Source organism: Ancylobacter sp. G4_0304 (genome assembly GCF_047501495.1).
In the GTDB taxonomy this organism is placed as follows: domain Bacteria; phylum Pseudomonadota; class Alphaproteobacteria; order Rhizobiales; family Xanthobacteraceae; genus Ancylobacter.
In genome coordinates this window covers 95,462-107,614 of the sequence record NZ_JAZDRM010000015.1, presented here as the reverse complement: position 1 = coordinate 107,614, position 12,153 = coordinate 95,462, and the positions used below count along the sequence as shown (strand labels likewise).

10 protein-coding genes are annotated in these 12,153 nt (G+C 65.3%); 3 read left to right on the top strand and 7 right to left on the bottom strand.

Features of this window, described 5'->3' with window-relative positions; genetic code table 11:
- A partial coding sequence (locus tag VRZ77_RS10820; RefSeq protein ID WP_414592661.1) for a NosD domain-containing protein occupies positions 1–2,019 on the top strand: 2,019 nt, incomplete at its 5' end.
- A 36-nt stretch (positions 2,020–2,055) separates the two neighbouring features.
- On the opposite strand, the gene VRZ77_RS10815 is transcribed toward VRZ77_RS10820, so the two are convergent.
- Positions 2,056–3,372, bottom strand: a complete 1,317-nt coding sequence (locus tag VRZ77_RS10815) for a lipopolysaccharide biosynthesis protein (RefSeq protein WP_414592660.1) — start codon at positions 3,370–3,372, stop codon at positions 2,056–2,058.
- A gap of 713 nt (positions 3,373–4,085) precedes the next feature.
- Here VRZ77_RS10815 and VRZ77_RS10810 point away from each other — a divergent pair.
- Together VRZ77_RS10810 and VRZ77_RS10805 are read left to right on the top strand one after the other, a co-directional pair.
- Positions 4,086–5,312 (top strand): glycosyltransferase family 4 protein, encoded by a 1,227-nt coding sequence (locus tag VRZ77_RS10810; RefSeq protein ID WP_414592659.1) that lies wholly within the window; start codon positions 4,086–4,088, stop codon positions 5,310–5,312.
- An 83-nt stretch (positions 5,313–5,395) separates the two neighbouring features.
- Positions 5,396–6,304 carry a hypothetical protein gene (locus VRZ77_RS10805; protein ID WP_414592658.1) on the top strand — a complete coding sequence of 303 codons (909 nt, stop codon included), beginning with the start codon at positions 5,396–5,398 and terminating at the stop codon, positions 6,302–6,304.
- Between the two features lie 55 nt (positions 6,305–6,359).
- On the opposite strand, the gene VRZ77_RS10800 is transcribed toward VRZ77_RS10805, so the two are convergent.
- The 6 genes from VRZ77_RS10800 to VRZ77_RS10775 all read right to left on the bottom strand — a co-directional run bounded on the left by VRZ77_RS10800 (position 6,360) and on the right by VRZ77_RS10775 (position 12,152).
- Entirely contained in the window at positions 6,360–7,388 is a 1,029-nt protein-coding gene (locus tag VRZ77_RS10800) for a glycosyltransferase family 2 protein (RefSeq protein ID WP_414592657.1), read from the bottom strand.
- Positions 7,389–7,831: 443 nt separating this feature from the next.
- Positions 7,832–8,608 (bottom strand): SDR family oxidoreductase, encoded by a 777-nt coding sequence (locus VRZ77_RS10795; RefSeq protein WP_414592656.1) that lies wholly within the window; start codon positions 8,606–8,608, stop codon positions 7,832–7,834.
- A gap of 3 nt (positions 8,609–8,611) precedes the next feature.
- The gene (locus VRZ77_RS10790; protein ID WP_414592655.1) at positions 8,612–9,544 is read right to left on the bottom strand and encodes a dihydrodipicolinate synthase family protein; all 933 of its coding nucleotides are present in this window, start codon (positions 9,542–9,544) and stop codon (positions 8,612–8,614) included.
- Between the two features lie 8 nt (positions 9,545–9,552).
- Entirely contained in the window at positions 9,553–10,227 is a 675-nt protein-coding gene (locus VRZ77_RS10785) for a GntR family transcriptional regulator (RefSeq protein WP_414592654.1), read from the bottom strand.
- 105 nt (positions 10,228–10,332) lie between these two features.
- Positions 10,333–11,121 carry a transporter substrate-binding domain-containing protein gene (locus VRZ77_RS10780; protein WP_414592653.1) on the bottom strand — a complete coding sequence of 263 codons (789 nt, stop codon included), beginning with the start codon at positions 11,119–11,121 and terminating at the stop codon, positions 10,333–10,335.
- Between the two features lie 71 nt (positions 11,122–11,192).
- Positions 11,193–12,152, bottom strand: a complete 960-nt coding sequence (locus VRZ77_RS10775; protein WP_414592652.1) for an agmatinase — start codon at positions 12,150–12,152, stop codon at positions 11,193–11,195.
- Position 12,153 lies beyond the last annotated feature (1 nt).

The window sequence follows — 12,153 nt, the reverse complement described above, 5'->3', positions numbered from 1 at the left end:
GCCCTGCTCCCCCCCGCCTCGCACGGCCCCGAGATCGACAGGCTCCGCGACAGCCTGCTCGCCGCCGTCGACGGCCCGGCGGGCGGCCCCACTGCCGGCCCCGGGACGCCGCCGGACGAAACCGGAGCGACGACCGACGACGTGCAGAAGGTTCTGCAAAGCCTGACGGCCACCCAGATCGCCAGCGCCCGCGAGCTGTTCGAGGGCACGGACACGGCATTGGCACCGGGCGATGTCGTGTTCGCGCGCCGCGAGCAATTGTCATGGGCGGTGGCCGACCCTTCCGCGCAGGACCACCATGTCACCACCGCCGGCGGCCTGAAGCTCTATGTGCTGCCCGCGGGCGGGAAGCACGACCCGCGCGCGTGGAACGCCACCGACGCCGCCTCCTATCAGGCCATGCTGGACAAGGTGCCCGCCGGCAGCTCTATCCACAATCCCGCCGATTGGACCATCGACCTCACCGATGGTCTCGTGATCGGCAAGCGGCTGCGGCTGGAGGGCTCCGGCCTGCTGCGCTTCGTCGCCGGCATAGAGCGAAAGGCCGCCATCCGCATCACCGCCGACGGCACCGAGATCTGCGGCTTGCGGATGACCAACCCCGACAAGCTCCAGAGCGCCGAGGGAGGCCGCAGCTACGGCATCGAGATCCAGGCGAACGAGGTGCTGATCGAGGGAAACTTCATCGAGTATTTCCAGAACGCCATCGCCGTGCGCTCCAACGGCGAGTTCTACAGCACCCGCATCATCGGCAACCGCTGCAAGGACTGCCTGGGTGCCGGCAAGGAGGATCGCGGCGACGGCATCGTGACCTGGGGCGCGCAGGCGACCATCGTCGGCAACATCGTCAATCTCTTGGAAGGCCAAGACGGCCGGGTCGGCATCCACGCCGAATCGCTCCCGAAATATGCAAAGACGCCCTCCCCGCACAGCGACGCCATGATCACCATCACCGGAAACGTGGTGTGGGGGCGGTTCCGCCGCGGCATCGTCAATGAAGGCTGCACCGGCTTCGTCGCTTCCGGCAATGTGGTGGCCGACGCCACCTGGTGGGCCTTCGCGATCATCCTCGGGCGCGCCTCCCAGGTCACCAACAACACCGTGATCTGGTCGCGGACCGAAGCGGACACGCAGGGCGGCTCGTGGCGGCCGCAGCGGGGCCCGTTCATGCTGTATGGCAGTCAGGTCGGCACCACGATCTCCGACAACAACGTCTATCTGCTCCCCGGTTCGACCGCCCGCACCGGAATCTGCGTACAGGGACACCGCGCGCGCCGCTGGTACAGTCTGATCGCCAAGGCGACCAACAACAGCTTCGTCGCCGCCGACACCACCGCCACGATGCAAACCGGCTTCCTGCTGATCGGCGGCGGGGAGCGCTTCATCCTGAGCGGCAACATCTTCCGCGCCCCGCTCAGGATCGGCATCCATGTCGCCTCGCCCTGCCGCGTGACCGTCACCGATAATTACCTTGAGAACATGGACAAAATCCCAGGCTCAATCGGCATATTGTGCAACCGCGGAGAGCCAGGCGACTACGAGGGCAACACCGTCGACGGCTTCTCCAAGGGCATCGAATATTCGGAGATGTCCGGCGGGAGCATCGAGGGCAACCGCATCCTCAATTGCGATACCGGCATCGACCTCGACGGCAGCACCGACACCACCGTCACCGGCAACCGGTTCCGGCAGACCGGCGCCCGGATCGTCAGGGCCGAGCGGACCGAGCCGCTGGTGTCCGGCAATGAAGGCCAGCTCTCGGTCTGGTCCGGCGCGATCCCGGAATTCTCGCTCGCCGACACGGAGCGCTGGGCCTTCACTGCGGACCTCGCCGGCGCCGCCTTCGGCGATGAGGTCACTGTCCGCTACCGGGCCGCGCTCAATGGCCTGCAGATGACGGCCGAGGTCAGCGCGCCGGGCATCGTGACCGTGACCTGGTGCAACCGCACCGGAGCGCCCGTGTCGCAGCCGGAAGCGGCCGCGACGATCGAGCTGCGGAAGGTCGGCTCCTATAGCTGACGGCGCGCCCGAAACGCGCCTTAGCCGCCGCGGCGCTCAGCGCGCGGAGATCGCCGAGCGGCTGTTCTTGAGCTGGTAGGCGACATAGAGGATGTAGATGCTCGCCGCCGCGTAGAACACCACCATTTGCAGGCTGTATATCCTCACATAATTCTCGGCGGAAAGTTCGAAATGGGTGACGGCCAGGCACAGCGCGACGAACGCGATGGCCCGCAGGACATTCATCACGAGAAAGGCGCGCTGCCTGTTGTAGATGTTCAGGAGCTGCATCAGCGGCGCCGATGTGAACTGGAGCAGGATGTAGATCGACAGCAGCGACGCATAATGCCCGGCCAGTTCCCATTGCGGGCCGAACGCGATGCGGAACATCAGCGGCCCCAGGAACATCAGCGCCAGCGTCGGCACGATGCCGGCCGCGAACAGCAGCAGCTGGATCTTCACGGTTACCGAGAAGATCTGCTCGGGCCGGTTGCGGCCGAGCTGCGCGAGTTCGGCATAATAGGCGCGGCCGATGGACTGGCCGATGATGGCGACAGGCAGCGCCAGCATGGTCAAGGCAAGGCCGAGCTGGCCGGACACGGCGATGCCATAGAACTTGGCGGTGTACAGCAGCGGCGCCTGCATCGTGAAGACCAGGATGATCTGCGACGGCAGCCGGTAGATCGGATAGTCCTTGTAGAACGAGGCGATGAAGAGCAGTCGGCTCCTCGTCACGACCTTGGGAATCCGGCGGAAATCCTTGAGGAACACCTGCGTGAAACGCAGGATGCCGCCGCTCTGGTTGGCCATCTGCCCGAACAGCAGCCCCAGCGGCCGCACGCCGAGGAAACCGAGGCCGAGCTTGAGCCCATCGCCGACCAGAACGGCGGCGACGGAGTTGACCGCCATCAGTTGATAGGCCCGCCGCCGCGTCGCCCAGGAATTGAGGATTTCCGAGAAACCCGCCATCAAAAGGCCGATCGGCAGCAGGAACCACCATGGCGCCAGTGCCTCGGCGGAGAACAGGTCGAGCAGCCACGGGCCGAGGAAGAACAACGCCACGCCGACGAGCGCGCCGATGCCGAGCGTCAGCAGGCACGACAGGGTGAACAGGGCGAGCGCCATCTCATCCCGCCGCGGCAGCGGGATCGCCATGGGGTAGCGCAGCGCCACGACCGGCAGCAGCATCTGCACCAGCGCGGTATAGACCGCGACCAGCCCGTAATCGGCGGGCGTGTAGAGCCGCGCCAGGATCGGCACGGTACACAGGCTGACCACGCGGGCGGCCGCGCCGCCGAGCGCCAGCCGCGCCATGCCATGGAAAATGCGGCCCGTGGTGCCGGACATCATCCGGCGGAGGCGCTGGGTCAGCATCGCGCGGTCGCCTGCGTCCGCGAGGCAGCCGGCGTGCTTGAGGGCTCCCCCACGAAAAATGAACGCGAAGCCGGGACACGCGATCCCGCTGGCGAGGGATGCGCGCCTGCGGACCGGTGCCGGAGTTGCGATTCCGGCAAATCTGCCGATGAACTCTCAAAACTATTCAACATCAATTCCAGCGTTTCATCGAAAAACAGAGATCGAAATCAGCACAAATCAGAAGACGACCGAACCTCATCGGCACATTTTCACGAACCTAACGTCAACACGCCGCTCATGAATCGCCGGACGCATGAAATTCCAAAATAGAAAGCTGCCCTGTTCTGTACCAACCCGCAAGGTGTCCCGCCATTCCCGGAGGCTCGCCATCATCCCCCGATCGGCGCCTGAGACAAGCAGCCGCCGCCATCGTCGCGAGCCCTGGTGCCGCCCTGCGCCGATTCGCCGCCGAGACCGCCCCGCGACGGCCAAGAAGACGTTTGTCGCCCCGGATAGATCGGCTACCATCCCCGCGACCAACCCTTCTCCCATCGGCCTGACAGGAGTGTGATAAGCGCGACCCGACAGCGATCGCCACGCCCGTCGGCCCGCTGACCGTCATCCCGCTGCATTACGCCTTTCGGCGGCGAGCGGTCGGCATGAATTTTCGTTCGAGATTTTTTTGATCGTTCCGGCTCGCCCGAGCCCTGTTTTCAGTCACGGTTTGCATGATGGATTTTCAAACGAACGAGGACGCGGCAGCGGCGCCGCTCGCCGGCGCCCGTTCCGACAAGCCTTCGGTGCTTCTGCTCATCGTCGGCACGGAAGGCTACGGCATGCGCCGGGTCTGGCAAGCGCTGATCCGTGGCCTGGCGGCACGCGGCTGGACGGTCGAGATCGCGGTGCTGATGGCGGACAAGGCCGATCTCTGGAAGGATCTCGCGCCGGGAATCGCCACCTTCTCCCCGCCGCTCGCGGTCGCCATCGAAAACCTGAAGGGAGGCGGGCTCGGCAAGGCGATGTCGATGCTGAAGCGCGCGACCCTGCAGCTGAAGCTGTCGCGATGGCTGCTCTCGGTGGTGCGCGCGCGCAAGACCCGGCTCATCATCCTGCAGACCCCGGCGGAAACCGTCATGGCGGCGCTGGTCGCGCGGCTTTCCGGGGCGCGCGCCTTCTGGATGATGCCGAACACCGTGAGCGGCAATTACCCGCTCGACCTCAACCGGCGCATCTACCGTTTCCTGTTCCGCCGCTGCAATCTCACGCCGCTGCCGAACTCGCACTACACCGCCGGCACGCTCGGCGAAGGCACGTTCGAGCGGCCGGTCGTGCATCTGGGGGTCGACCCCGATTATTTCGCGCCCGATGCCGGCGAGACGCTGAGCCGCGCCGAGCTCGGCCTTGCCGGGGACGCGATCGTGCTCGGACTGTTTGCGCGGCTGATACCCGAGAAGGGCCATGGCGTGCTCGTCGAGGCACTGTCGCGCCTTCCCGAACCGATCACGGTGCTGGTGCTCGGCGGCCCGTTGGAGGGCGATTTTCCTGCCTCGCTGCGCCGGCGCATCGCGGAGCTTGGGCTTGAGGACCGCATCCTCTTCCTGGGACCTCGCGAGGATGTGCGGCCCTATTGCCGGCTCTGCGACGTCGTTCTGAACACCCGGCTCGATCCCGAGCCCTTCGGCATTTCGGTTCTGGAAGGCATGGCGATGGGCAAGCCGGTGCTCGCGCACGGGCTGGGCGGGCCGCGGGAGACCGTGGTGGACGGGAAGACCGGCTGGCTGATCGATCAGCCGACCCCGGAGTCCTTCGCCGCCGGCCTCGCCCGCATGCTGGCCGACCGGCCGCGCTGGCCCGCCATGGGAGAGGCCGCCCGGCAGCATGTCTGCGAGAACTTCTCGGAGGCCGCGATGCTGGACCGCCTGGAAGGCCACCTGCTCGCCGCCGCCGCCGGGAAATGACTGGCGATTCCGGGCGGGACGTTGCAGAATTTACGACAGCTGAATTGCGATATTTCCGACATTAGATAATACAAGAGAATGTTATGAAAGATTTCATATTCGTCAATGAAGGCCGCGCCATTCTGCCGATGAATAGAGCCATACAAGAGTCCTATCAGGGCAGGTTCCGATTTCACGACATGACGTTCGAGAAGGCGCGGGCCTATGAGGGCATTCGAGACGCCATCGTCTGGATGAACATGGGATTTTACTACAAGAAGATGCCCGCCAAGGTCATCATTCACGATTATCGTTCGCTGTCGGTCGGCCGAGGTGCAAAGATCAAAGATTTTCTGAAGAAAAATCTGGTGCCGAAACCCCACTTCCGGGTCTCGAAGCCGGAGATCGACTCCGTTATGAAATTCAACGATGGCGTCAAGACGTTCTTCATCGATATCGCCGCCAAGGACTCGATCCTGAACTTCCGTAACCTCGCCGTCGATTCGGTATATGATTACTGCTATATCGGCGTGATCAACAAGGAACGCGGCGTGGAGAAGATCATCCAGCGCTTCCTCGACCAGACCTCAAACAAGACCATCATCATGATCGGGGCGGTCGAGGATGATATCGACAAGGAGTTCGCCGGCAACGACCGCATAAAGTTCACCGGGCGGGTGCCGCAGGAGCAGGTCTTTTCGTACATCAAGCAGAGCGATGTCTGCCTGGCCTATTTCCCGAACAAATACCCGCACAACCGACAGACCCCGACGAAGCTGCTGGAATATGCCTGCCTTGGCTCGCGCATCCTGATCAACGAGCAGCCGATGAACGTTTCGATTTCCGAGAAATATGCAATCAATGCCGTCGTGCGAAACGACGCACGCCTGTTCGACAGCCTCCCGGACCTGCCATCATGGAAGGACAATATGGAGGTCGATCCGACACCGATGCTGTTCTCGACGCATCTGAGGGAGTCCGGCCTCGGCGCGCTGCTGGACGGACAGGCCTAAACGCCGAGGTGGGACCTCGCGGTTTCCCGCGCCCCGGGCCGGCTTGTATATCCGGCTAACGATCGGGGAAGAGCGGGTGGAACTCGCGATGATCCTTCATCGGCATGAGAGCCAGTGCACGGCGCAGCAGCGTCCGGAACGCACCGAAACGGCACAGCCAGAACAGCAGACCGACCGCCAGCGTGAGCGGAATGGCCTTCTCGCGCAGGGCGATATCAGCGAGATACGCCCCGTCCTCGAAGCGGCTCATGCGCAGATATTTGAGCGCGGTCTTCGCCTTGGCCCCCGCGATATAGGAGCTGCGAGGGGCGAACAGGCCCGCCGCCGCCCCGAAAATGTCGACCGTATCGCGGCCCCAGCGATCGGCCTCCAACTTACAGCAGCGCGCCATTTCCGTGTAATTGAGCTGGGCGAGCGTGCGGTCGACGCGGGAGGCGATACCGTCCTCGGCGAACACCAACCGTTGGTACAGCACGTCGCGACACATCTTGAAGTCGCCATGGCGGCTCATGCGCAGCAGGAGGTCGAGGTCCTGCGCATAGTGGAAGAACAGACGGTAGCCACCGACCTTGTCATAGACCGAGCGCCGGAACATGAGGTCGCCGTGGTTGATCGGCGAGGCCGGCCGCTGCATGAGTTCGCTGGTGCGGATCACGTCATAAGGCACCTCGAAGACCCGGCGCAGCCCGTCATTGCGACCGCCGATGCTGAGATTCTCGCGTGAGGTGCCGCTGCCGATGAACCGTGGATCCTGCTCGATGGCCGCCACCTGCATGCGCAGACGCTGCGGCAGCGAGACGTCACCCGCGCCCTGAATGGCGATGAACTCACCCCGGCTCTCAATGATGGCGCGCCGGATCGTCTGGGTGAAGCCGCGATTGTCGTGATGGATCACCTTCAGCCGCGGATCGGAATAGCTGTCGAATATCTCGCGCACCCGCGGGTCGGGGCTCCCGTCATTCACGACGATCATTTCGAAGCTGTCGAAATCCTGGGCAAGGATGCTGTCGACGGTGGCCCGGATATAATCAGCCCGGTTGTACCAGGCACACACGACGGAGACCTTCGGCACATTCTCGGTCATCGGACATCCTTCAATATTCAGGGGCGATTATAAGCGGCGCCAGGCAATAAAACTCTTCTGTCGAATAAGATATCAAACATTGATCCGATGCCCGCGTGTAAGTCGCAGGCCCGACCATCGGATATTCCCGGTCGGTACACCTGTGTCAACCAGCGCGGATACCGCAGCCTCCGCGAGCGGGGTCGTGCAGGAACGGCGCCCAGCGGCACAGGCGGGAATCGACGAAGGCAAGCCGGGTAATGTTAGCCCGCCGGCCGCGCATTTGTTAAGCGGCCGCGCGGTGCTGCGCCCGCTGTTGGCCTGCGGAACGCGTGGCGGCGCTCGCGTCAAAACGACGCCGCGGCATGCCCGCCGCGGTCGCGCTGCTTAAAGGCCGGGGCGGCCACCGCCCACCGCATCGGCAAAAGCCCGGCGGGATCGCGCCCGCCGGGTCGCAGGGCGCCTCAAAGCCCCCGGATCATCCCGCCATCGACGCGGATCTGCGAGCCGGTGACGTAGCTCGCCCGCGTGCTGGCAAGGAAGGTCACCACATCGGCAAACTCCTGCGGGTCGCCGTAGCGGCCCATCGGGATCGAGGCGCGCGAGGCCTTCGCCACGTCCTCGACGCTGGCCCCCGTGCGCTTGGCGGCGGCGGCGTCGAGTTCGTCGGTGCGCGTGGTGTGGATGCGGCCGGGCAGCACGCAGTTCACCGTCACGCCCTCCGCCGCGACTTCCGCCGCCAGCGTCTTCGCCCAGCCGACGATGGAGGCGCGCAGCGCGTTCGACAGGCCGAGATTGGGGATCGGCTGCGCCACGCCGGAGGAGACGAGGTTGATCACCCGCCCGAACCCGCGCGCGCGCATGCCCGGCAACAGCCGCGTCGTGATCTCGAACAGCGAGCCGACCATGGCCTCGAAGGATTTGCTCCACTGCTCGGCGGTGGCCTGCGCCACCGGGCCGGGCGGGGGGCCGCCGCCATTGTTGATCAGGATGTCGACCGGTTCGGCAAAGCCCTCCAGCGCCGCCAGCAGGCCGGCGCGGTCGGCGAGGTCGACCACCATCTCGCCGGCATCGCCGCCGCTCGCGCGGATCTCGCCCGCCACCTCGGCGACGCGCGCGGCGTTACGCCCGCAGATGATGACCCGCGCGCCTTCCGCCGCCAGCGTGCGCGCGATCGCCTCGCCCAGCCCGCGGCTGGAGCCCAGCACCAGCGCGGTGCGGCCCTTCAATCCAAGATCCATCGGTCACTTCCCCAGCTTGATCGCGAGGCGCGCCATCAGCTCGTCGAGCTCCTGATGGTCGCGCGCGGTCATCTTAGGACCGGGATGACGGGTGGCGGAACAGGCGATCGCACCGCGACGGCGCAGGATTTCCTTGCGCACTGCGAGGCCGAAGCCCAGCTGCTGCTCATGGCGCAGGATCGGCAGGTAGATATCGAACAGGTCTTCGGCCGCCTCGACCTCGCCGGCGTGGAACTTGTTCACCACCTCGACCAGCATTTCGGGATAGGCGAAGCCGGTCATGGCGCCGTCGACGCCGCGGCGCAGCTCCTGCGGCAGATAGAGCCCGCCATTGCCGACCAGGATCGACACGCGTCGGCCCTTGCCGGCGTCCGAGCGCTCGCGCAGCTTGGTGATCTTGGAGAGGCCCGAGCCCTCCTCATGCTTGAGCATGACGAAATTCGGGAAGTCGTCGATCAACCGGTTCAGCACCGAGACCGAGGTCACGACCTGCGTGGTCTGCGGGTAGTCCTGGTAGCACACCGGAATGTCCGGCCCGAGGCGCGAGAGCACCGCCTCCCAATAGGCATAGACCTGATCGTCGGTCTTCAGCCCCGGCAGCGGTGCGATCATCAGGCCGGCGGCGCCCTTCTCCATGGCGCGGTTGGCGAAGCGCACCAGATTGTCGGTGCCGGGATTGGTGGCGCCGACCACGATCGGCTTGGTGCCGTCGACCCGCTTCATCACATGGTCGAGGAACAGGCTGGATTCCTCCGGCGTCAGCTTGCCGGCCTCGCCGAGCACGCCAAGGATGGTGATGCCGGTCACGCCCTTCTGGTCGTAGAAGTCGAGCAGCGTATCGGTGCTGGCGAGGTCGACCTGCCCATCCTCCGTGAACGGGGTCGGCGAGATGATGTACACGCCGCGCGTGGTTTCATCGATTTTGTTCTGAGACATTCGCGTCCTCAAATGCTGCTGAGCTTCAGGATGATGCTGTGTTTGACGTTCTCGATGTGCTGCTGGATCGCGGCACGGGCGGCGTCGCGGTTGCGGCGGCGCAGGGCATCGATCATCACGAGATGCTCGCGATGGCCGATCTCGAAGCGCTCGGGCACGCGGTCGAGATTGAAGGTGTAGGTCTTCACCCGCAGCCCCTCGATCATGCCGGCCAGCACGGCATTGCCGCTATGGTTGGCGATCATGCGGTGCAGGCGGCTGTCGACCTGCCAGTCGTCCTCGGCGCTGGGGGCGGGGGCGGCGAGCAGTTCATTGATCTGCGCCTCCACCGCGTCCAGCTCCTCCTCCGGCACGCGGGGCGTCGCCAGCGAAATTGCCTCGCTCTCCATGATCTGGCGCACATGCAGCGTCTCGATCAGCTCGCGGGTGGAGAATTCCTTGACCACCAGCACGCGCCCGGGCTTGCGGGTGACGAAGCCCTCGCTTTCCAGCCGGTTCAGCGCCTCGCGCACCGGGGTGCGTGAAATCTCCAGCTGTTCGGCCAGCCGGCGCTCCTGCAACACCGAGCCGACCGGAATCTCGCGCTTGATGAGCTGGTCGAGCAGGCGGTCATAGGCCATCTGGCTTAGCGCCCTCGGGGCGGAGTCGAGCAGATCCTCCGCGTCCTCTTGCCTGTCCTTCATCTCGTCTCTCGCCGCGCCGGGTGGGCGCTGTTCGGGAAGCCGGAAACGCGCGCGGCACGCCGGATGTGTCGTCCGGCGTGCCGGCGGGCGTGAAGCCCGCGCGTATCAGAACTGGGTGCGGATCGGGTCCTTCGGCGCGGGCGAATAGCCCACGATCGGGGTGGTGAGCTTGGCATAGGTGCCGTCGGCGATCATGTCGGCCAGCGCCTTGTTCACCGCCTTGACCAGGTTCGGCTTGCCCTTCTTGAAGGGGAAGCCCTTCTGGACATGGCTCACATAATCTTCGGTCATGGTCAGCGGCAGCTTGGATTCCTGGATCGCGTAGGCGGCGGCGATCGAATCGGTGATCACCGCATCGATGTTGCCGTTCACCAGATCCTGCAGCGCGTCGGATTCGGCCTTGTAGGACTTCACCGTCGCGCCGCGCTCCTCGGCGAGCTTCTGCCAGGTCGAGGCGACCAGCACGCCGACGGTGCGGCCCTTGATGTCGGCGGACTTCTTGATGTCCGAGCCCTTCTTGGTCACGACGCGGCCGCCCGATTCCAGCCAGCCATCGGCGAAGGTCACCTGCTTCTGGCGGGCCTCGGTGATGTCCATGGCGTCGGAAGCGAAGTCGTACTGGCCGGCCTCAAGGCCGACGAGCAGCGATTCCCACTTGATGATGATCGGCGTGTATTCGAGGTTCAGCCGCTTGGCGATCTCCTTGCCGACGCCGATTTCCAGACCGGCCAGCGAGCCGTCCGGCGCGCGCATGGAGAAGGGCGGGTAGGTGCCCTCGGTGGCGATGAGCAGCTTGCCGGGCTGGATCAGTTCCAGCTCCTGCGCCGTGGCGGGCTGGGCGGCCAGCGCGCCGAGCGCGGCCGCGGCGATCAGGCTGAGAAACGGAAGACGCATGATATTCCCCTGTGAAATCTCGCGTTGAACTGGAAGGCGGCGGCACTTTTTTCGTTAAGGCTGGAAGGCTCTCAAGGCTGGAAGGCGGACCGGCTTTCGGCGTGAAGCGCCAGGATTTCGGCCATCACGGTGGCGGCGAGCAGGGCGGAAATCTGGCCCGGCCCGTCATAGGCGGGCGCCAGCTCCACCACGTCGGCGCCCACGAGATTGATGCCCTTGAGGCGGCGCAGCAGGTCGAGCGTCTCGCGCGCATTCGGCCCGCCGGCTTCCGGGGTCTCCACCGCCGGGGCGGCGGCGGGGTCGACGAAATCAAGGTCGAAAGTCAGGAAGGCCGGGCGGCCGGCCGTGCGCGCGGTAATCCGCTCGGCGAGCGCGGCCATGCCCATCGCGAACATCTCGTCAGTGGTCACCACGTCGTAGCCGAGATCAAGCGACTGGCTGACATCGGTGGGCGAGAACAGCGAACCGCGCAGCCCGATCTGGATCGAATGCGACGGGTCGATGATGTTCTCTTCCACACCACGGCGGAACGGCGTGCCGGCACTATATTTTTTGCCGGCAAAATACTTGTCCCAGGTGTCGGAATGCGAATCGAACTGGATCAGCGCCACCGGGCCGTGGGTGGCGGCCACCGCGCGGATTTCGGCGAGCGTCACCGAATGATCGCCGCCAATGCCGAACGGCGTGACGCCGGCCTCGACCAGCGTGCGCACCGAGGCCTCGATGCGCTGGTAGGTCTCCTCCAGATAGCCCGGCACCACCGAGCAGTCCCCGGCATCGGCGACGCGCAGCGCCTCGAACACGTTGATGCCGCCGCGATAGGGATTGATCGGGCGCAGCATGATCGACATGGCGCGCACCGCGTTCGGTGCGAAGCGCGCGCCGTTTCGGAACGGGGCGCCGGTGTCGGAGGGGATGCCGAGAATGGCGGCGTCCAGCCCGTCGAGCGTGGTCGCCTGCGGCAGGCGCATGAAGGTGGGCACGCCGCAGAAGCGCGGGGTTTCCAGCGAATCGATGGGCAGGACACTCATA

Excerpts from the sequence above, each read along its gene's own strand:
- VRZ77_RS10815 (WP_414592660.1), bottom strand. The coding sequence starts at position 3,372 with ATGCTGACCCAGCGCCTCCGCCGGATGATGTCCGGCACCACGGGCCGC.
- VRZ77_RS10790 (WP_414592655.1), bottom strand. The coding sequence starts at position 9,544 with ATGTCTCAGAACAAAATCGATGAAACCACGCGCGGCGTGTACATCATC.
- VRZ77_RS10775 (WP_414592652.1), bottom strand. The coding sequence starts at position 12,152 with ATGAGTGTCCTGCCCATCGATTCGCTGGAAACCCCGCGCTTCTGCGGC.
- VRZ77_RS10780 (WP_414592653.1), bottom strand. The coding sequence starts at position 11,121 with ATGCGTCTTCCGTTTCTCAGCCTGATCGCCGCGGCCGCGCTCGGCGCG.
- VRZ77_RS10795 (WP_414592656.1), bottom strand. The coding sequence starts at position 8,608 with ATGGATCTTGGATTGAAGGGCCGCACCGCGCTGGTGCTGGGCTCCAGC.
- VRZ77_RS10800 (WP_414592657.1), bottom strand. The coding sequence starts at position 7,388 with ATGACCGAGAATGTGCCGAAGGTCTCCGTCGTGTGTGCCTGGTACAAC.
- VRZ77_RS10810 (WP_414592659.1), top strand. The coding sequence starts at position 4,086 with ATGGATTTTCAAACGAACGAGGACGCGGCAGCGGCGCCGCTCGCCGGC.
- VRZ77_RS10785 (WP_414592654.1), bottom strand. The coding sequence starts at position 10,227 with ATGAAGGACAGGCAAGAGGACGCGGAGGATCTGCTCGACTCCGCCCCG.
- VRZ77_RS10805 (WP_414592658.1), top strand. The coding sequence starts at position 5,396 with ATGAAAGATTTCATATTCGTCAATGAAGGCCGCGCCATTCTGCCGATG.